General features: G+C 50.1%; 17 protein-coding genes. 6 read left to right on the top strand and 11 right to left on the bottom strand.

The features are described from left to right. Positions 1 to 53: 53 nt before the first annotated feature. The 6 genes from U0008_RS11115 to U0008_RS11090 form a co-directional block, all read right to left on the bottom strand. Entirely contained in the window at positions 54 to 485 is a 432-nt protein-coding gene (locus tag U0008_RS11115; RefSeq protein ID WP_046360009.1) for a DUF2569 domain-containing protein, read from the bottom strand. A gap of 186 nt (positions 486 to 671) precedes the next feature. Continuing rightward, entirely contained in the window at positions 672 to 2,399 is a 1,728-nt protein-coding gene (locus tag U0008_RS11110; RefSeq protein WP_043493251.1) for a formate--tetrahydrofolate ligase, read from the bottom strand. Positions 2,400 to 2,552: 153 nt separating this feature from the next. Continuing rightward, positions 2,553 to 3,440 carry a drug/metabolite exporter YedA gene (gene yedA / locus U0008_RS11105; protein WP_043493250.1) on the bottom strand — a complete coding sequence of 296 codons (888 nt, stop codon included), beginning with the start codon at positions 3,438 to 3,440 and terminating at the stop codon, positions 2,553 to 2,555. A 250-nt stretch (positions 3,441 to 3,690) separates the two neighbouring features. After that, on the bottom strand, positions 3,691 to 3,906 hold the full coding sequence (gene ydgT, locus U0008_RS11100; RefSeq protein ID WP_025801037.1) for a transcription modulator YdgT: 216 nt from the start codon (positions 3,904 to 3,906) through the stop codon (positions 3,691 to 3,693). A gap of 350 nt (positions 3,907 to 4,256) precedes the next feature. Beyond that, positions 4,257 to 5,759, bottom strand: a complete 1,503-nt coding sequence (gene araA, locus U0008_RS11095; RefSeq protein ID WP_043493248.1) for an L-arabinose isomerase — start codon at positions 5,757 to 5,759, stop codon at positions 4,257 to 4,259. Between the two features lie 26 nt (positions 5,760 to 5,785). Beyond that, the gene (locus U0008_RS11090) at positions 5,786 to 7,462 is read right to left on the bottom strand and encodes a ribulokinase (protein WP_043493247.1); all 1,677 of its coding nucleotides are present in this window, start codon (positions 7,460 to 7,462) and stop codon (positions 5,786 to 5,788) included. A gap of 397 nt (positions 7,463 to 7,859) precedes the next feature. Here U0008_RS11090 and U0008_RS11085 point away from each other — a divergent pair, with 397 nt between their 5' ends. The 6 genes from U0008_RS11085 to U0008_RS11060 all read left to right on the top strand — a co-directional run bounded on the left by U0008_RS11085 (position 7,860) and on the right by U0008_RS11060 (position 15,106). Further along, positions 7,860 to 8,840: an arabinose ABC transporter substrate-binding protein gene (locus tag U0008_RS11085; RefSeq protein ID WP_025801034.1), complete on the top strand. Its 981-nt coding sequence runs from the start codon at positions 7,860 to 7,862 to the stop codon at positions 8,838 to 8,840. Between the two features lie 113 nt (positions 8,841 to 8,953). After that, positions 8,954 to 10,474: an L-arabinose ABC transporter ATP-binding protein AraG gene (gene araG / locus U0008_RS11080; protein WP_043493246.1), complete on the top strand. Its 1,521-nt coding sequence runs from the start codon at positions 8,954 to 8,956 to the stop codon at positions 10,472 to 10,474. 20 nt (positions 10,475 to 10,494) lie between these two features. Beyond that, entirely contained in the window at positions 10,495 to 11,490 is a 996-nt protein-coding gene (gene araH / locus U0008_RS11075) for an L-arabinose ABC transporter permease AraH (RefSeq protein WP_051874139.1), read from the top strand. A gap of 176 nt (positions 11,491 to 11,666) precedes the next feature. After that, the gene (araC, locus tag U0008_RS11070) at positions 11,667 to 12,608 is read left to right on the top strand and encodes an arabinose operon transcriptional regulator AraC (protein WP_025801031.1); all 942 of its coding nucleotides are present in this window, start codon (positions 11,667 to 11,669) and stop codon (positions 12,606 to 12,608) included. 297 nt (positions 12,609 to 12,905) lie between these two features. Next, positions 12,906 to 13,949 (top strand): oxidoreductase, encoded by a 1,044-nt coding sequence (locus U0008_RS11065; protein ID WP_043493244.1) that lies wholly within the window; start codon positions 12,906 to 12,908, stop codon positions 13,947 to 13,949. 161 nt (positions 13,950 to 14,110) lie between these two features. Next, positions 14,111 to 15,106 carry a bile acid:sodium symporter family protein gene (locus U0008_RS11060; protein WP_043493243.1) on the top strand — a complete coding sequence of 332 codons (996 nt, stop codon included), beginning with the start codon at positions 14,111 to 14,113 and terminating at the stop codon, positions 15,104 to 15,106. 737 nt (positions 15,107 to 15,843) lie between these two features. Here the strand turns inward: U0008_RS11060 and add are convergent. The 5 genes from add to malX all read right to left on the bottom strand — a co-directional run bounded on the left by add (position 15,844) and on the right by malX (position 20,967). Next, entirely contained in the window at positions 15,844 to 16,842 is a 999-nt protein-coding gene (gene add, locus U0008_RS11055; protein ID WP_043493242.1) for an adenosine deaminase, read from the bottom strand. Between the two features lie 197 nt (positions 16,843 to 17,039). Next, positions 17,040 to 17,561 (bottom strand): GNAT family N-acetyltransferase, encoded by a 522-nt coding sequence (locus U0008_RS11050; RefSeq protein ID WP_043493240.1) that lies wholly within the window; start codon positions 17,559 to 17,561, stop codon positions 17,040 to 17,042. A gap of 3 nt (positions 17,562 to 17,564) precedes the next feature. Then, complete coding sequence (locus U0008_RS11045; protein ID WP_025801385.1) at positions 17,565 to 17,834, bottom strand: type II toxin-antitoxin system TacA family antitoxin; 270 nt, start codon at positions 17,832 to 17,834, stop codon at positions 17,565 to 17,567. 278 nt (positions 17,835 to 18,112) lie between these two features. Continuing rightward, positions 18,113 to 19,288, bottom strand: a complete 1,176-nt coding sequence (locus U0008_RS11040; protein ID WP_043493239.1) for a MalY/PatB family protein — start codon at positions 19,286 to 19,288, stop codon at positions 18,113 to 18,115. 83 nt (positions 19,289 to 19,371) lie between these two features. Further along, positions 19,372 to 20,967, bottom strand: a complete 1,596-nt coding sequence (gene malX / locus U0008_RS11035; RefSeq protein ID WP_025801383.1) for a maltose/glucose-specific PTS transporter subunit IIBC — start codon at positions 20,965 to 20,967, stop codon at positions 19,372 to 19,374. Positions 20,968 to 21,025: the final 58 nt, after the last annotated feature.

Here is a 21,025-nt window from a genome sequence, read left to right as displayed (position 1 = left end):
TATTGCGAATTAACTCGAATGAGGGAGTACTGAACGCCGATAAAAACAGCCTATTACGGCTCAATAAACGTATCGCGTACGCGGCTTGAGCGCTTGATATAAGGAACAAAAATAGCGGCAGCCAACAACGGCATCACCATGTTACGTAACGCCGCGGCGTCGGTAACCGGAGAAAACGCAAAGGATTTCAACGCTAAAAGCACCATAACCAGCAGCCATAAAATGAAAAATTTAGGGAAGCGGCGAGAGCGTTTGCCAAAAAGGTACAGATTAAACAACGTGAAGGCCCAGATGATCACGGTAATGGCAAACGACAGCATCCACTGGCTGGAGAACGTGGGGCTATGCGAAAGCAACTGACTGCGACTCGCGGGCTGGATGATTGTCATCAAAAAGATAATCAGCATCAGACTCGACGACAGCAAGGAGACAATCATGTAAGCCAGCGGCGCAACGAGCCAGCCACCAATCCGTTTTGTTTTCATAATGCCACCTTCTTTCGACATGCCTTCAGCATAGCCGTCACGTTAAATCCAAATTTCAGCGTTACGCATCATACAGGCTAATTGAAACGCTATCATCGATATCGTGCTGCCGAGCCGTCAACGGGTCACGGCATGCACGAAATGACGATAATTTATTCGATGTTACGGCGTAACTTCGTTATTCCTTTAATTCAGCCCGACGATATTTCCCGCGTTATCGATATCAATATGGCGGTAGGCGGGCAAGGTGCTAAGCCCCGGCATGGTCATAATGTTACCGGCATAAACACGAATAAAACCGGCGCCCGCCGACACTTTCAGATCGGTGACAGGCAGCACAAAATCACGCGGCACGTTTTTCAGGGCCGGATCGGCACTGATTGAGAGCGGCGTTTTTGCCATACACAACGGTAGATGACCAAATCCCGCTAGCTCGAGCTGCTGCATTGTGTCCTGCGCCTCTGGGGTGAGTTCGGCACGTAACGCGCCGTAACCATTTTTTGCCAGCGTCTGTAATTTATCCGCCAGAGACATGTCATCGGGATAAAGCAACGACACTTCGCCGCCGCTGCGGCAGGCGGCTGTGACACATTCGGCTAGCTGAGCTGTACCTTTACCACCCGCTGAGAACGCATCGCTGATTTCAACGCCGAAAGCGCCGTGTTCCATCGCGAATTGGCGTATGAACTCAAGCTCTTCCGCGCTGTCCTCTGGGAAGTGATTGATAGCCACAACGACCGGTAATCCATAGCGGGATGCGTTGCCAATATGCCACGCTAAATTGCTCGCGCCTTCGGTCAGTAAAGGCAGGTTGGCATGCTTAACTTCTTCGGGCAAAGACTGCCCTGGTTTCATATTAAACTTACCGCTGTTGGCTTTTAAACTGCGCAGCGTAGCAACCAGTACAACACAAGAGGGTTTGATACCCGACTGGCGACATTTGATATTAAAGAACTTCTCCATACCCATATCGGAACCAAAGCCCGCTTCGGTGACCACATAATCGGCCAGTTGTAGGGCGAGGCGATCGGCAAGAACCGAAGAGTTGCCGTGAGCGATGTTAGCAAATGGCCCCGCATGAATAAGCACCGGCGTGTTTTCACTGGTTTGCATCAAGGTGGGATGAATGGCTTCTTTCATTAATACGGTCATTGCGCCAGCCACTTCCAGATCTTCGGTGGTAATGGCGTGACCCTGTAACGTATAAGCCAAAATAATGCGGCCAATGCGTTGGCGCATATCGGTCAAACTTTCAGACAGTGCCAAGATAGCCATCAACTCGGATGCCGCGGTGATATCAAAACCGTCGTGACGCGGAACGCCGTTATTGCCGCCGCCCACGCCGATATCAATGCTACGAAGCGCCCGATCGTTATGGTCGATCACGCGTTTCCACAGGATATGTTCTGGATCGATATCGAGACGTTTTAATCCGGTGTGCTCAGTAAACTTATCGCCCAATCGTTGTTCATGGAACAGACGGGCATCCAGCGCTGCCGCGGCTAAATTATGTGCCGCGGTGATGGCATGAATATCGCCGGTGAGATGCAGATTAAGCTGCTCCATGGGCAAAACTTGCGCTACGCCGCCGCCGGCCGCGCCGCCTTTTACCCCGAACACTGGGCCAAGGCTCGGTTGACGAATACAGGCCAACGCTTTTTTGCCTATAAAGTTTAGCCCTTGGCTTAAACCGATGGTTGTGACGGTTTTACCTTCACCGAGCGGAGTTGGCGTAATGCTGGAAACCAATACGAGCTGGCCAGTACCTTGCTCAGGTTTAATTGCCTTGATGTCTATTTTTGCCGCGTAATGGCCATAGGGGATCAAATGGGTCGTTGGGATCCCTAACTGTTCAGCGATCTGGGAGATAGGTTTTAACTGAGGAGCATGCATCTGTTCGGAGAGGGACGTCATGGGGTCGTGATCCTTGCAAAAACAGGTAAAGGCAAACAGGTTAATGGCGACGATTATAGGCTATCGGGCAGTACACTCAATGGAGAAAACCGCCCGACACTCATTTTTCGCGCGTAATATTTCACACTACGCAAACGTTTACTCTGCGAGAAATCAATTTTGTGGCAGTAGATATTTACCCAGTGTCACCAGAAGAACCGCAACGATAATGACGCACAGCGCCAGCCATTCGGTTGACGACAGCGTTTCACCGCCTAAGCCGGTACCTAACAATACGGCGACCACCGGATTCACATAGGCATAGCTGGTGGCAACGGCGGGGCGAACGTTACGAATCAAAAACATATATGCGCTAATCGCGATCAGAGAGCCGAAAACCGCCAGATAACTTACCGCCAGAATCCCTTGCAGGCTTGGCATCTGTGTCATACGTTCACCGGCGATGGCGCTAGCAATCAGTAACACGATCCCCGCGGTGAGCATTTCGATCGCCCCGGCCATCAGCCCTGCCGGTAACTCAACGCGCGAACCCCACACCGAGCCGAACGCCCATGTCATTGAGCCCGCCAAAATGAGCAGCGCCATCCACGGATTGCCGCTCAAATGTCCACCGCTGTTAAGTAAGATAATGCCACACAGACCGATCGCGATGCCGAGCCATTCTAGCCAACGCGTCGGCATTCCGTACAATCGGCTAAAGCACAGGGTGAAAAGGGGAACGGTGGCAACCATAACCGCAGCAATTCCCGAGGGAACATCCTGATGTTCGGCTACGGTCACCGCGCCGTTACCGGCGGCAAGCAGTAAAATACCGATGATTGCCGCGTTTAATAGCGGTCGACCGCTCGGCATTTTATGCCCGCGCAGACGTAGAAACGTGAGCATTACCAGACCCGCGCAGAAAAAGCGTACGCCTGCCATCATCAGCGGCGGCCAACTCTCTACGCCAAGACGAATAACGAAGTAAGTTGAACCCCAAATGATATACAGGGCAAATAATGAGCCAATAAGCGGGAGAAAGGTGGCAGCACGAGAGCGCATAGTAGGCATTTTCCTTGGCAAAAATAAGCAGCCAGTAAACGCTAAAATGGGCTGAGTAAGTACTCTTTTCTCATGCTTTTTGCTTATTAATAAAATGAATTTAAAGGGAATTAGCTATAAGGCTACGGCAAATGGGTTTATTGCCGAAAGATAACAAAAAATATGTTCATTTAAGCAGCAAATGTTAACGTGAAACCGCATTCAAACGAATAGCCGGTGATTGCTGGCAATATAATGCGGTTAATGATTTTTATTGAACGTAGCGCCAGATCTCTTTCGGGACACAGCCCACATCATATAAACGACCGCCGCTGGCTAATTCCGCACGACGATGATCGGCGGCGCGATACATATTAATAATTTCCTCATCCTCGTCGAGAGAATAATTAAGATGGTCAAAGAGTTTTTCTAAGCTTTCCAGCGTGCTAACTCTGCGGAACTTGAGCAGATAATCATTTACGTTCATTTTATATGTTCATCAACAGGAAGGATTTCAGAAGAGATTCCAGTATATGTAGTGAAAACCATCTGTCTAGTACAATATTAGTGATACGTGTTACATAATCAAAAAAAAGGATATAATTTAAAAGGTAACGCGATAATCTTCTGTCCAATATATCAACGGGGATAGGTACAAGATCATTGGCGGCTAATTAAATGTGTTGAAATACTTATAAACAAAATGAAGCAGTTAATTAAACTAGGTGTGCTTTTATATTTGTGATTGCAGTTTGTGCAGAGTTTAGTTGTGTGAAACCATAAAAATGGCGGTCACAGTTATAACCACTGCGCCACCATGTTATATCGCGTGCTAGGCTATTTACGGTTCAACATGTAATACATTTCATTCCAGCGGATCTCATTTTTAAATGCAGGAAGCGTGGTGGCATTATCAATGAGTAAGAACTCGATATTGTGCATTTCTGCATATAAGCGCAGATATTCAACGTCGAGCGCTTGGGTAAACACCGTATGATGCGCGCCTCCGGCTAAAATCCACGCCTCAGCCGCGGTGGCTAATGACGGTTGGGCTTTCCAGATGGCGCGTGCAACAGGCAGTTTTGGTAAATCACGTGGCTGTTCAACGGTATCTACGCAGTTAACCAAGAGGCGGAAACGATCGCCTAAATCAATCAGGCTGGCATTCAACGCTGCGCCGGCAGGGGTGGAAAAGAGCAAGCGAGCGGGGTCGGCTTTACCACCAATGCCAAGATGCTGAACATCCAGCAGCGGCTTTTCTTCTTTGGCTATCGACGGGCAGACTTCCAGCATATGCGACCCCACCACCAGATCGTTACCCGGCTGGAAATTGTAGGTGTAGTCCTCCATGAATGAGGTGCCGCCTTGTAGGTCTGACGCCATTACTTTCATAATGCGCAGCAGAGCCGCGGTTTTCCAATCGCCTTCAGCGCCAAAGCCATAGCCCTTCTGCATCAATCGCTGACAGGCGAGGCCGGGGAGTTGTTTCAGCCCGTACAGGTTTTCAAATGTGGTGGTGAAGGCCTGAAAACCGCCTTGCTGAAGGAAACGTTCGATGCCTAACTCAAGGCGTGCAGCATCCAGCAGATTCTCGCGTTTTGCACCGCCGTTTTTCACCGCGTCAGTTAGGATGTAGCTGGCCTCATACTCTTCCACCAGCGCGCTGATATCGCTGTGGCTAACTTCATTAACGACCTGTTCTAAATCACCCAGTGCATAGCCGTTCACGCTATAGCCAAACTGAATTTGAGCACTGACTTTATTTCCTTCGGTTACCGCCACTTCACGCATGTTATCGCCAAAGCGCGCCACTTTCAGATGCTGGCTCTCGTGTTTTGCGGCACAAACGCGCATCCAACGTGCGATGCCTTCCTGTGCCTGTCGATCTTCCCAATGTCCAGCAACCACGCTGTGCTGTTGGCGCATACGTGCACCGATAAAACCGAACTCGCGGCCACCATGCGCAGTTTGGTTCAGATTCATGAAGTCCATATCCATGCTGTCCCACGGAATCTGGGCATTAAACTGGGTGTGGAATTGAAGCAATGGTTTTTCTAGGCGGCGTAGCCCGTTGATCCACATTTTTGCTGGAGAAAACGTGTGTAGCCAGACGAGCAGGCCAAGACAGTTGTCCTGATAGTTCGCGTCGCGGCACAGCGCAGTAATTTCATCGGGCGTAGTCGCTAACGGTTTTTGCACCAGTTTGACCGGTAAACCCACTTGATTAAGATGGGCGACCACTTTTTCGGCCTGCTCCTTTACCTGCTGTAACGTACGCTGACCGTATAAATGCTGGCTACCGATAACGAACCAAACTTCGTTTTGTTGGAACTGTTGCATGATGACTCCGTAAATTCTAAATGGAATTAATGTTTGACGGCGGCGTAGCAGGGCTCAGCGCTCTGACACCACTGCTGGTAACGTTCATAAAGCTGTTGGAAACGCGCCACGCGCTCGGGGTTAGGGTGTAACGTGCGCTCAACTTGGCTGGCCATGTTCTGCTGGGCGGTGGCGATATCGGGATAGGTGCCTGCGGCGACGGCGGCAAAAATTGCGGCACCTAACGCACAGCACTGATCGGAGGCCACGATTTGCACCGGGCGATTCATCACATCGCAGCATACCTGCATGATCACCGGTGATTTACGTGCGATCCCGCCGAGTGTCAGGACGTTTTCCACCGGTACGCCCTGATGTTCAAAGCATTCCATGATGGCGCGGGCGCCAAAGGCCGTCGCGGCAATAAACCCGCCGAACAGTGCTGGCGCATCAGTTCCTAAATTAAGATCGGCGATCACGCCTTTCAGACGCTGATTGGCAAAAGGCGTACGGCGGCCGTTGAACCAGTCCAAAACGACGGGGAGATGATTAAGATGCGGCGCTTTGGCCCACTCCTCAGTGAGCGTCGGCAATAGGTTTTTCATGGTGCATTCTAGCTGTGGTGCTAGCTCTGGGTGTTGTTTGGCGACTTGTTCTAGCGGCCAAGTCAGCAAACGGCTGAACCAAGCGTACATATCGCCAAACGCCGACTGGCCGGCCTCTAGCCCGACATAGCCTGGGATCACGCTGCCATCAACTTGTCCGCAAATGCCAGCAATGGTGCGATCGCCGATTAACTGTTGATCGGCAATCAGAATGTCGCAGGTAGAAGTGCCAATCACTTTTACCAACGTATACGGCTGTGCACCCGCACCGACGGCGCCCATATGGCAGTCAAAAGCGCCGCCGGAGAGAACAACATTGGTAGAGAGGCCTAGGCGCTGCGCCCATTCATCGCTTAATTTCCCCACGGGAAGATCGGCGGTGTAGGTTTCGCTAAACAGAGGCTGTTGCAGGTTTTCGCTGAGGCAAGGATCGAGCGCTTCAAGAAATTCGCGTGGAGCAACACCGCCCCATGATGGATGCCAAAGGGCTTTGTGTCCGGTGCTGCAACGGCCACGCTTTAACTGATGCGGCTGCTGTTTACCGCACAACAGCGCAGGCACCCAGTCGCAAAGTTCAATCCATGAGGCTGCGGACTGACGTACCGCGCGATCTTGACGGCTGATATGCAGAATTTTCGCCCAGAACCACTCAGACGAATACACGCCGCCGATATAGCGCGTGTAGTCAGGGAACAAACCGTTGCGGCATAGTTGGTTGATCTCCTCAGCTTCTTCGATAGCGGTATGGTCTTTCCACAACACAAACATCGCATTCGGGTTATTGGCAAATTCCGGCAGTAATGCCAGCACATCGCCGTCATCATTAATCGGCGCTGGCGTTGAGCCGGTGGAATCGACACCGATCCCGACCACCGCAGCACGTTGTTCCGCATTCATCCTTGCTACCACAGCTTTGATCGCCTTTTCGAGCGATTCAATATAGTCGAGCGGATGGTGGCGAAATTGGTTGGCGGGCGCATCGCAAAACAGTCCTTGTTTCCAGCGCGGATAGTAGACGACTTCGGTATCTAACTCCTGACCGGTCACACAATCTACGGCGAGCGAACGCACCGAGTCACTACCAAAATCCAGCCCGATTGCAATGGGGTTCACGCGCATTCCCTATCTCCTGTTATATAGATTTCACTGCTAACCAACATAGGAAATAGGCCCCCTTTAGCGTGAGGATGGCTTAGCTACATGTATGTATTTTTCAGCTACGACTTGCTTTTATGTGACCCGCATCAAAAGTTTTGAATGTTATTGAATTGCTAAATATATGCACAAAATGGCTGTATTTTTCTGGTGTGATTTTGCTCTCTATTTGTTCTTTAATTAGCCGCTACAACTTAGCCCGTCCTACACAACGACCTTACATTGCAGCGTGATATCAATATGTTTGGTATCTGCTGCGCTAAACCCCCTAAATTCGTACACCTAGCTTTGCGTCGTTAAACAGCATGGTCTGCATGACAAATCTGCTACATAAGAATGACGAAATTGGAGAGTTAGAAATATGCATAAATTCACTAAGGCTTTGGCTGCCATTGGACTGGCTGCCGTTATGTCACAATCCGCTATGGCCGAGAACATGAAACTCGGTTTCTTGGTTAAGCAACCGGAAGAACCTTGGTTCCAAACGGAATGGGCATTTGCCGATAAAGCCGGAAAGGATTTGGGATTCGACGTGATTAAAATTGCCGTTCCTGACGGTGAGAAAACGTTAAACGCGATTGATAGCCTCGCGGCTAGCGGTGCTAAAGGCTTTGTCATTTGTACTCCCGATCCCAAGTTAGGCCCTGCGATTATCGCTAAGGCGCGTAGCTACGATTTAAAAGTCATCGCCGTCGACGATCAGTTTGTGAATGCCAAAGGCAAGCCGATGGAAAATGTGCCATTGGTGATGATGGCGGCCAGTGAAATTGGCGCGCGCCAAGGGCAAGAGCTGTGGAAAGAGATGAACAAGCGCGGCTGGAAAGTCGATGAAACTGGGGTGATGGCGATTACCGCCGATGAACTGGATACCGCACGTCGCCGTACCACAGGCTCAATGGATGCATTAAAAGCGGCGGGCTTCCCTGAAAAACAAATCTACAAGGTGCCAACCAAATCGAATGATATTCCCGGCGCGTTTGACGCGGCCAACTCCATGTTAGTTCAGTATCCGAAAGTCAAAAACTGGCTGATCGTTGGCATGAATGACAACACCGTTCTTGGCGGCGTGCGCGCAACGGAAGGCCAAGGATTTAAAGCCGATAACGTCATCGGTATTGGTATCAACGGCGTCGATGCGGTTAGCGAACTTTCTAAAGCCAACCCAACGGGCTTCTACGGTTCTCTGTTACCAAGCCCCGATATCCATGGCTACAAGAGCATCCAGATGCTGAATGATTGGGTGACGAAAGACGTTGAGCCCGCCAAGTTCACGGCGGTGACCGACGTGGTGCTGATCACGCGTGATAACTTCAAAGAAGAGCTGAAAAAGAAAGGGTTATAGCGGCAGTCTTCATTTTAAAGTGAAACGGATCTCGTACTTCGAGGGCGAGATCCTATCAATTCATGACTTTAGCCAACTGTTGTTTTGGTCGCAGGCTGGCAAGGAGAGGGTTTATGACCTCCAACGTACCCTATTTGGAATTCCGTCATATCGGGAAAACATTTCCTGGGGTGAAGGCGCTGGATGACATCAGTTTTAGCTGCCAAGCCGGTCAGATCCATGCCCTGATGGGCGAAAACGGCGCGGGAAAATCAACGTTGCTGAAAATTCTCAGCGGCAGCTATACGCCGACGCAGGGTGAAATTGTGCTTAAAGGCGAGTCGGTTCAATTCAATAAAACCACCGATGCGCTAGATGCTGGCGTGGCCATTATTTACCAAGAGCTGCATTTAGTGCCTGAAATGACGGTGGCTGAAAATATTTATCTGGGCCAGTTACCGGCTAAAAAAGGCTTCGTGAATAATTCACTGCTGAATTACGAAAGCCGTTTGCAGCTTGAACATTTAGGGTTGGATATTGATCCGCAAACGCCGCTGAAATATCTCTCCATCGGTCAGTGGCAGATGGTTGAGATCGCTAAGGCACTGGCACGAAATGCCAAAGTGATTGCTTTTGATGAACCCACCAGTTCGCTGTCGTCGCGGGAAATAGAACAGCTATTTCGCGTGATCCGCGAACTTCGGGCGGAAGGGCGCGTGATTATCTATGTGTCACATCGCATGGAAGAGATCTTCGCATTGAGCGATGCCATTACGGTGTTTAAAGACGGCAAATATGTAAAAACGTTTGTCGACATGCAGCAGGTCAATCATGAGTCGTTGGTTCAGGCCATGGTGGGACGTGATTTGGGTGATGTTTACGGCTATCAGCCGCGTGAACATGGGCCGGTTCGTCTTGCGGTTGAAGAGGTGTTGGCACCGGGTGTTAAGCAGCCGGTTTCGTTGCAGGTCAAACAAGGCGAAATTGTTGGGCTCTTTGGATTAGTCGGCGCTGGCCGTAGCGAACTAATGAAAGCACTGTTTGGTGGCACCAAAATCACGCAGGGAAAAGTGCTGTTGGACGGGCATGATATGCAGGTGCGCAGCCCGATAGATTCGATACGCCAAGGTATGATGCTATGCCCCGAGGATCGCAAAGCAGACGGCATTATTCCCGTTCATTCGGTGCGCGAGAATATTAACATCAGCGCACGGCGCAATACGCTAACCGCAGGGTGCCTGATAAATCATCCGTGGGAAGTTAAGAATGCGGATCAACGTATCAGTGCGCTAAATATCAAAACCCCAAGTCCAGAGCAACTGATTATGAATCTCTCCGGCGGCAATCAGCAGAAAGCCATTTTGGGACGCTGGCTGTCTGAAGATATGAAGGTCATTTTACTGGATGAGCCGACGCGCGGCATTGACGTAGGCGCTAAACACGAAATCTATCATGTGATCTATCAGCTGGCAGATCAGGGTATTGCCGTGCTGTTTGCATCGAGTGATTTGCCTGAGGTGCTTGGCCTTGCCGATCGCATCATTGTGATGCGTGAGGGCGCAGTGTCTGGCGAGTTGCTGCGTGAAGACGCCAGCGAGGCCAAAGCGCTGGCGCTCGCCATGCCGGGTATATCCACTTCCTCTCATGCGGCCTGAAAAAGTCTAGGAGCAGAATTATGTCGAGTGTCACGTCTACGCCGGCGACGGTTAAAGCAGGAAAAAAGGGGCTTCATCTCAGCCGCATTTGGGATAGTTACGGCATGCTAGTGGTGTTTGCCGCGCTATTTATTGCCTGTTTGATTTTTGTGCCTAATTTTGGGTCGTTTATCAATATGAAGGGGCTGGGGCTGGCTATCTCGATGTCGGGCATGGTGGCCTGTGGGATGCTGTTTTGCTTAGCATCGGGTGATTTTGACCTGTCAGTTGCCTCGGTCATTGCCTGCGCGGGCGTTACTACGGCTGTGGTCATTAACATGACCGAAAGCCTGTGGATCGGTATTTTTGCCGGTTTGTTGCTGGGCGCGGTATGTGGTTTGGTGAATGGTTTTGTAATTGCTCGTTTAAAGATTAATGCGTTGATCACCACGTTAGCTACGATGCAGATTGTGCGCGGCTTAGCCTACATTATTTCAGATGGTAAAGCGGTGGGTATCGAAGACGAACGCTTTTTTGAATTGGGCTATGCCAACTGGCTAGGACTACCGTCACCGATTTGGATCACCGTTATCTGTTTTATTCTGTTCGGTTTCTTGCTCAATAGAACCACTTTTGGGCGAAATACCTTAGCGATTGGCGGTAACGAAGAGGCCGCTCGTCTCGCTGGGGTCCCGGTGGTGCGTACCAAAATTATTATCTTCGTGTTGTCGGGGTTGGTATCGGCGGCGGCGGGGATCATTTTGGCTTCGCGCATGACCAGCGGTCAGCCAATGACGTCAATTGGCTATGAGCTGATTGTGATCTCGGCCTGCGTGCTGGGGGGCGTATCGCTCAAGGGGGGGATTGGCAAAATATCTTATGTCATCGCGGGTGTACTGATTTTGGGTACGGTGGAAAATGCGATGAATTTGCTGAATATTTCACCGTTCTCTCAGTACGTGGTGCGCGGGGTTATCTTGCTGGCAGCGGTAATTTTTGACCGCTACAAACAGCTCTCCAAGAAAAGTCTGGGGTAATCCCATTGGGGACAAAATTTACGCCTGAAACGTGAGCTGAAATAGAGTGAGTCCTGATTGTTAAGTTTAAATTATAGATAATTATTTATCTGCTTCACATTTTTACAGCAATTATGAGCAGCGTTTTCGCTGCTCTGTAAACTGATTAGGTGGTTTACTAATGGATGGGAGGGACGATGTATCAACGTTTAACGCAGGACCCACAACCAAACCCCTTATTACCGGGATACAGTTTTAACGCTTATTTGGTCGCAGGATTAACGCCGATTACTGCCGATGGACCATTAGACTTCTTTATTGATCGTCCTGAGGGCATGAAAGGCTATATCCTCAATTTGACGATCAAAGGTGAAGGCCGCATTTTTAGCGGCAAAGAGGGAGAAGAAACGTTATACAGCAAACCGGGAGAGTTGCTGTTATTTCCACCAAAAGCCAGTCATTTTTATGGACGCTCATCGGAAAGCGATTGTTGGTATCACCGCTGGGTCTATTTTCGTCCGCGCGCCTATTGGGCCGACTGGTTGGAATGGCACAGTCAGGTTAACGGCGTAGGGCACATGGTGCTGCCTGAAAATACATTGCTAGAGTTTGATCGCTTGTTTGCCAATATTGAGCAAACACACAAATCGGGTCGTCGCTTTGCGGAAGAACTGGCAATGAATTTACTCGAGCGGTTGCTGCTGCGCGCGATGGAAGAAGATCCTCAGGCACCGCAGCGCATTATGGATGCTCGTATTATTGAAGCCTGTCAGTTTATTACCGGCAATTTGGCTGATGAGTTGCGCATTGAAGACGTAGCGAAACACGTTTGCTTATCTCCGTCGCGCCTTGCACATCTTTTCCGTGAACAGGTTGGTGTGAATATTCTGCGATGGCGTGAAGATCAGCGGGTTATCCGCGCTAAACTTCTGCTGCAAACCACTCAAGAACCCATTGCAACCATTGGCCGCGTGGTGGGCTACGACGATCAGCTCTATTTTTCACGCGTATTCCGCAAGCGCGTTGGTGTTAGTCCGAGCGATTACCGTCGTCGTAATCATGAAGTTAATGATTCCTCATCGATGAGCGCGGGAGAGCGCCGGCAGAGCGAAAGACAGAGTACGTTGCTGAGAGTTTAGATAGGTGACAATGTCACTTTTCTTGTATTCTCTGACCATAAACTCCTGCTGTTTTTTGCTCTCCAATATTTTGATTTTGTTCCGCTATGCGAGTGCCACAGTTGCTGTGTTTGCATAGCGGAGTTCTTGTTTAATAATTACCCGCCTAATCAAGATCGCACTGCGTCCCCTTGCTCCTTGTCCTAAAACAGGCTATCAAATAGCACTATCTTAATATTTCGATAACAATGTATAAGTTGAAAAGATGATCTTAGGTCGTCTTTCACTCTTTTGATTGCTAGGGCAGCGAGGTTTTGTATGGCGGATTCAATTCGTGTTGGGCTGATCGGCTATGGCTTTGCCGGTAAAACGTTCCATGCACCGTTGATTGCTGGCACGCCGGGGCTAACATTAGCGGCGGTTTCAAGCAGCGATGCCGAGAAAGTGCGCGCTGATTGGCCGGGAATGACGGTGGTGGGTGAACCAGGGCAGCTTTTTACCGATCCCAATATTGATATGGTGGTTATCCCAACGCCGAACATTACGCATTACCCTCTCGCAAAGCAGGCGCTGCGAGCGGGTAAACATGTGGTGGTGGATAAGCCTTTCACGGTAAATCTACAGGAAGCACGCGAGTTAGACATGCTGGCTAAGCAGCAAAAACGGCTGTTGTCAGTGTTTCATAATCGCCGTTGGGACAGCGATTTTCTCACGCTAAAAACCCTACTGGCGGAAGGCGCGCTGGGTGATGTGGTGCAGTTTGAATCCCACTACGATCGTTTTCGTCTGGAAGTGCGTGACCGCTGGCGCGAAAAAGCGGGCGCGGGCAGTGGGATCTGGTTTGATCTTGGCTCACACTTGCTCGATCAAGCTTTACAGCTGTTTGGCAAACCTCAAAGTCTGTTGGCGGATCTGGCAGCGATGCGGCCAAACTCGCAGACCACGGACTATTTTCACGCCATTTTGTATTACTCCGATAAGCGCGTTATTTTGCACGGCAGCATGGTAACGGCCGCTGAAACGCCACGTTATGTGGTTCATGGCACGAAAGGCAGTTACATCAAGCATGGATTAGATCCGCAAGAAGATCGTTTGAAGGCCGGTGAGCGCCCACCGCAGGCGGATTGGGGTTATGACATGCGTGATGGCGTGCTAACGCTGGTGCAAGACGACATTATGGCTGAGCAGTCGTTGCTGACTATTCCGGGTAACTATCCGGCGTATTATGCCGGTATTCGTGATGCGATTAACGGTGACGGTGATAATCCCGTGCCGGCTTGCGAGGCGATAACCGTGATGGAACTGCTAGAGCTGGGACAAGAGTCTTCGCTACAGCAAAGAGCGTTGCCGTTACCTGTTTAGTGCGGCTCCGTTATCTCCGTGCTGATACCTGTTCGCTGATGTTACGGCGAGTAGTCTCAGATAAGCCTTCTTTCGTATATTTATAGAATCACAGAAAGAAGGCTTTGTTTTTTTATTCGACCCTATGTAAATGCACTTTTTTTGGTAAGGGATGTTGAGTTATGTCTTGGCTGCAACGTTTGCGGATTGATAAGTTTTTACTGGTTCTGATTTGCGTGGTGATTCTGGCGTCGTTGTTTCCTTGTGAAGGGATCTACAAAACGGTCTTTGAACACCTCACCACGGCGGCGATTGCGTTGTTGTTCTTTATGCACGGTGCCAAGCTTTCACGTGAGGCCATCGTTTCTGGGATGGGCCATTGGAAGCTGCATTTAGTGGTCTTTCTCAGTACGTTTGCGCTTTTTCCTCTGCTCGGGTTAGCGCTCAACGTGGTGGTGCCTAATCTCTTGAGCCCCGCGCTTTATCTCGGTTTCCTTTATTTGTGCGCTTTGCCTGCCACCGTTCAGTCGGCGATTGCTTATACCTCGATGGCGGGGGGAAACGTTGCCGCCGCTATCTGCAGCGCATCGGCGTCCAGCATTCTGGGTGTGTTCCTGTCGCCACTGCTGGTGGGACTGTTGATGCATACGCAAGGGGGCGAAACCGATACGCTGCACGCGATTGGCTCGATTATCCTGCAATTGATGGTTCCGTTTGTGGTGGGGCATTTGTCTCGCCCGCTGATTGCCAAATGGGTCGATCGTCATCGCAAGCTGATTAATATTACTGACCGGTCTTCGATTTTATTGGTGGTCTATACCGCATTCAGCGAGGCCGTTATTGAAGGCATCTGGCACCAGATTGATGTTTGGTCATTGCTGTCAATCGTTGTCTTCTCTACCGTGCTGCTAGCCATTGTGCTGGTTATCAATACCTTTGCTGCTCGTTGGCTAGGGTTTAATACCGCGGATGAAATTACCATTGTGTTCTGTGGCTCTAAAAAGAGTTTGGCAAATGGCATTCCGATGGCAAACGTACTTTTCCCAGCCTCAGCGGTGGGCATGATGGTTCTGCCGTTGATGATCTTCCACCAAATCCAGCTGATGGTATGCGCGGTATTGGCGCAAAGGTATGTCAATCGGGGGAGGAAGGTGACCGAGGAGCAGAGGAAGGAATAGGGTATGAATATGTGGGTTTTGTGTAAGGTTTCGTCCGCCTATTATACCGAGTTCCATTGATATACTAGTGAAGGCGTCCGAGCAAGGCGGCTCAATCGCCTTTATAGCTTAAGTGTGGTGTAAAGTTACGTCCGCCTAAAATTCCGAATTCTACCTGTGCATCGTGCAGGCGTCCGTGTTAGGGGGCCAATCGCCGCCCCCTAACAACCCGGCTTGGCACCCCCTTCCAGCCCGCTACGCGGGTGCCCTCATTTCATCATTCCGGTCTTAACGGAACGAACGGCAATCGCGGATATTCGGCGCATCCTTGCGCCTCACCCCTACGGGGCCAACGCAAGCGTTGTTCAAATTTGCTCCCAGCAAATTTGTCCATGGCTCCTCTGTTCTTTCGCCTACATCCCTGTAGGCGAATCCTAACCTGCATGATTCATTCGGCTGTCCGGTAACGTGCCAGAAAAAATCAAAATCAAAAGATAAATAACTTTGTCAGCATTTAGTTTAAGTCTTGGGAGAAGGAGCAACGCTAACAGGATGTTAGCGTTAGGGGAGGAGGCGCCAAGGATGGCGCATGCCGACCCGGTGCGGAGATGGCGTCTCGGATAAAAGCGCGAGGATTGAAGGGGCGCGCGCTGGCGCCCCTCATCGTACGCCTTCGATTTAGCTATATGTGATAGCCGTTATTGATAGGCGGACGAAACTTTACACCAAGGCAGCATTGGCACTTGGCGAACGAAACCTTACCCTAATTTCTTCTCCCGCAGAGCGCGTTTCTCATCTTCAGAAATAAACGCCATCTCCAATCCATTGATCTGGGCGGTGCGGATTTCTTCCGGCGTCAGCCCTGCGGCAGGTGCGGCGACGTTATACTCATGCGCCAGCTCAATGCCTTCTACTGCCGGATCGTCAGTGTTAATGGAAGCCAGAATACCGTGACGTAGGAAGGTTTTCAGCGGGTGATTTTCCAGTGAAGCTACGGTGCTGGTTTGAATATTTGACGTCAGGCAGGATTCCATCCCGATGCGATTTTCAGCTAAATAATCCAGCAGCTTGGTATCTTCAACCGCTTTAACTCCATGGCCGATACGCTCTGCACCTAATTCATGAATAGCTTGCCAGATGCTTTCAGGACCAGCTGCTTCGCCTGCGTGAACCGTAATACGTAAGCCCGCGTCGCGTGCGCGATTGAAATGATTGAGGAATAAAGAGCCTGGGAAGCCCAGTTCGTCACCGGCTAAATCCAATGCGGTGATGCCTTCACGGCAGGCCAGCAGGGCATCTAATTCTTTTAAGCAGGCGCTTTCGCCAAAAGTGCGGCTCATGATACCGATGAGGCGAGTCTCAACGCCAAAATCACGAACGCCTGCACGCACGCCGTCGATCACGGCTTCCACGACACCTTGCACAGGCAACTGGTGTTTCATCGCCATGTAATACGGCGAGAAACGTAGCTCTGCATAGTCGATACTGGCACGTAATGCATCTTCCACGTTTTCGTAGGCAACGCGGCGGCACGCGTCTAGAGAGCCTAAAACAGCAACGCCCCAATCTAGTTTCTGTAGAAAACTGACTAAGTCTGGTGCGGTATCGGTGATTTGTACGTGAGGGCGCAGGGCTTCCAGCTCTTCGGCAGGCAGCGCCAAATTGAACTGACGACCCAGTTCCAGAATAGTTTGTGGACGAATGTTACCGTCAAGATGACGATGGATATCGGTCAGAGGAAGGCGGGTGTCAATCATGATATGCACTCTCAGTTATTCTGGATAAAGTGCGTAACAGTATAAAAACAATACACTGCAAATTGCCAGTGAGTTGCATAAAAATGTGATATTAATCACAAATAATGGGTGCTAGTCTCAATTTTACGGGTGACTGTATAAATATACAGTATTAATAAAATGGTAAAAAATAGGTATGGCTATTATGAGATAGGCGGTTAATCCTCGAACAGCTTTTCGATGGATTTGGTTGGGTAGAAAAGCGAGTTTGCGTTATTGCCCGTAAGAGCGATAAATCCAAGCTTCATGTAGAACTGCTTTGCTTTCTCATTGAGTGCATCGACAAACATACCGTGAACGCCCACGGCGAGCGATGCTCGATAGACCACTTGCATCGCGTGAGTCACCAGCGCCGTTCCCCATTCTTGTCCATGGAGATCTTTTTGAATGGCGAGACGCCCTAAAGTGATACTGGGTACGTTGACATAAGGCACTTTGCGCTTCTGGGTATTTGACGGCAGCGTTTCCTTTTCGAAGCAGCTACCAGATAGCGTGTAATAACCAACGACTTTGGGTTTTGGCGTTTGGGTTATGAGTAAATAGCCACGTAAAATTCGCGCATTATGCTGGCGGGCCAAATGATCGGTAAGGAATACATTCAGGGATTCTTCGCCGCAGTCAAAGTCGGAGAAATCGTATTCAGCCTCACTCGAAAAAATCGCAATGGTTAAGTCAGGCATTGACTATTCCATACTTTGCAGGCGTTTGGCTGCGCGTTTAAGTCTATCGTTCGGTGCCGGTGGGGTGCTGATGGCATCCATTACCAGATTCCATGACTCATCGCTGAGGATCAAGCGACGGTGTTGCTCGATAACTTCCGCTGCACGTTCAGAGGCGCTGGTAAGCATAAACTGCGTGATAGTTTGGTTGGACATCGCCGCAGCTTCTTCAATGGCGTTTTTGTCTTCGTCAGTTAAGCGAAGATCGATACGCTGTTTTTTTAATGCAGACATACTGTATTCCTCGACGGCTCGCGCTTGCGGCAGTCATTTTTCACAAATAGGTTTTAAACGGTTCGAATAAATTCAACATTGGATGTGTACGGTATTTTTCCGTACGTTGACTATAGAAGCGTTCGAACAAACTTTCAACCAGTAAATGGGGCGCTGGAAGTGTGCCGCTTTTGAGCACAAGGGTTTTGCTGGGACGTGAGAGGAGTCGGTTTGGGCGTTAAATTTGACGGGGGTTTATTTCCCCGTCGCTGAGCTGCAACGGGGGATGTTTAGATTAGCTATTTAACTAGCTTATTTAAGGCAGAAATCAGTTTTTGCACGCCTAATTCAACCTTACTGCGTGGGCAACCAACGTTAAGGCGAACGAAGCCACGGCCTTCTTCACCGTAGGTAAAACCGGGCATAATTGCCACCTTTTCCTCGTCGATGAGTACGCGCTGTAGCTCTTGATCGTCTACGCCCAGAACGCGCAGATCTATCCATGCCAAATACGTTGCCTGTGGGATTTTCCAGGCCAATTGTGGGAAGGCTTGGTTAAGCTCGGTAGCGACGTATTCCAGATTAGACTGCAGATACGCGCGCAGTTCGTCTAGCCACGGCTGGCCTTCACGATAGGCAGCGATATGCGCCGCAACGGCAAGCACCGCCGGAGAAGAAAGACCATCTTTGCTTTTGAGCTGCAAGAAATAGGCGTCACGAGTGGCGGGATCGTTAATGAAGCCATAGGCACCGGTTAAGGCAGGGATGTTGAAAGACTTGGAGGCGGAGGTGAGCAATGCCCACGGTGTTTTTCCCACTTCATTCCACGGAAGGTGTTGACGATCGCCCCACGTCATATCCATGTGAATTTCATCACTGATGACCTTCACGTCGTGCCGTTCACACAGCTCAGCCATGGTTTCCAGTTCGGCACGTGTCCAAACTTTCCCCGTTGGGTTTTGCGGGCTGCATAGCAACAGCACTTTGGTTTGTGGGCGAGCCAGTAGCGCCTCTAAGTGGGCCATGTCGCAGAACCATTCACCCTCAGACTGTTTCATCGGGCAGGCCAGCAATTGGCGCTGATTACCAAGCACTACTTTATAGAAAGCATCGTAGGCAGGCGTATGGGTGACAACGCATTCACCGGGCTGAGTCCACAGGCGAATGAGCTGTGCCACCATATAGATTACGGAAGGACCATAAACGGCGGTGTCGGTATCTATAGCGCTATTAAAACGCTTAGCGTACCAGTGACGCAGTGCGCCGAGGAAATCTTCGTGCTGCCAGCGGCTGTAGCCGAGCACGCCGTGCGCAATGCGTTTTTCCAGTGCCTGCGTAATGCAAGGGGAGGTTGCAAAATCCATATCGGAAATGGTGAACGGTAGCAGATCGTTAACACCAAAACGATCGCCAATATAATCCCACTGGGTACACCATGTGCCGTGACGGTCAACAGTCTTAGAAAAATCAAACATATTTCATTCGCCTTAATTTGATGTTTGCTCGAATGAGAAATAAAGCGGGGCGCTAAGCGCCCCAAATGTATGGTCAAACAAGGTTATACGCTTGGCTGAGCTATTAGGTAGTCTAATTCATCTTTGACCGACTGTACCTGTGGCCCAATAACAACCTGCAAATTATGCTCATTGACATGCACCACGCCAATGGCACGCAGATTTTTCAGCGTTGCGTCATCAACCAGCTTCATGTCTTTCACCGAGAGGCGCAGGCGGGTAATACAGTTGTCGAGTGACACAATATTATCCGCGCCACCGAGTGCAACCAAAATCCCCGGGGTGTCATAACCTGATTTGCTTGAAGAGGCAGCCTTGGCTGATTTCTCGCTGGTGGTGCTGTTATCAATATCGCGACCCGGCGTTTTGATGTTGAAGCGGGTGATAGCGAAACGGAAGATAGCGTAGTAAGCAACGAACCATACCGCGGCAACCACAGGAACCATATACCATTTGGTTTGTAGGCCGTGCAGAACGCCAAACACCACGAAGTCGATGATATTGCCGTCGGTGTTACCGATAGTCACGCCGAGCACGGACATGATGGTAAAGCCCAAACCAGTCAGGATAGCGTGGATCAAATATAAGAACGGCGCGACAAACAGGAACAGGAATTCAAGTGGTTCAGTGGTACCACCAACAACACAGGCAACCACGCCAGAAATCAGCAGGCCTTTAATTTTATGACGGTTTTCAGGACGCGCACAGTGGTACATCGCTAATGCAGCACCCGGTAAACCACCTAAGAAAGCGGGCATTTTGCCCTGAGACAGGAACTGCGTTGCGCTTTCTGAGAAGCCGTGAGTGGTAGGGCAAGAAAGTTGGGCTTGGAAGATGGTCAACGCACCGCTAACGGAGTGGCCGCAAACGTCCATGGTGCCGCCCGCTTCGGTGAAGCGAATAATGGCAACCAGAATGTGCTGCAAACCAAACGGTAATAGCAGACGCTCACCGGTACCGAAGATCATCGGACCAAATGCGCCAGCGCTATGGATCAGGCGACCAAGGCCATTAATGCCCATAGCGAACCACGGCCAGATCAATGGCACCAGCAGACCAAGCAGGCCTAAAACCAGCAGGGTGATAATAGGAACAAAGCGGGTACCGCCGAAGAACGAAAGCGCATCCGGCAGACGAATAGTACTAAAGCGTTCGTGCAGTAAGAACACCACAATCCCGACGATAATCGCACCCAAAATACCGGTATCAATAGACTGAATACCCAGCACGGTTTGAATGTTATTGGCTTTCAGCACCAGAGGGTCAATGCTTGGCAAAATCCCTTTGGTCGTCAGATAGAAGTTGGTGGCCAGATTGAATACGGTAAAACCTACGAATCCGGCAAACGCAGCAACGCCTTTATTATCGCGCGCCATACCCAACGGGATAGCAACGGCGAACATCACTGGTAGGAAGCTAAAACCGAAGGAGCCAATTTTGCTCATCCAGGTAAACAGCAGTTGAAGCGGGGTATTATCCAGCACCGGCAATAACGTTAAAACATCGCGGCTGCTCAGCGAGCTACCAATTCCCAGCATAATGCCGCAGAAAGAGAGCAGCGCCACGGGCAGCATAAAGGTCTTACCAAGGCTTTGGAAAAACTCCCATAGCGTAATTTTTTGTTTGGTCTGGGTGGGCATGGACACTCCTGATGGAAAGATCCGTGGATAGGATCGCTGTTTCTAATAAAAATTATCA

The organism is Hafnia alvei, from assembly GCF_034424155.1.
Classification (GTDB): Bacteria; Pseudomonadota; Gammaproteobacteria; order Enterobacterales; family Enterobacteriaceae; genus Hafnia; species Hafnia alvei.
The sequence above is the reverse complement of the archived record's forward strand: the minus strand, read 5'-3'. Positions and strand labels throughout refer to the sequence as shown.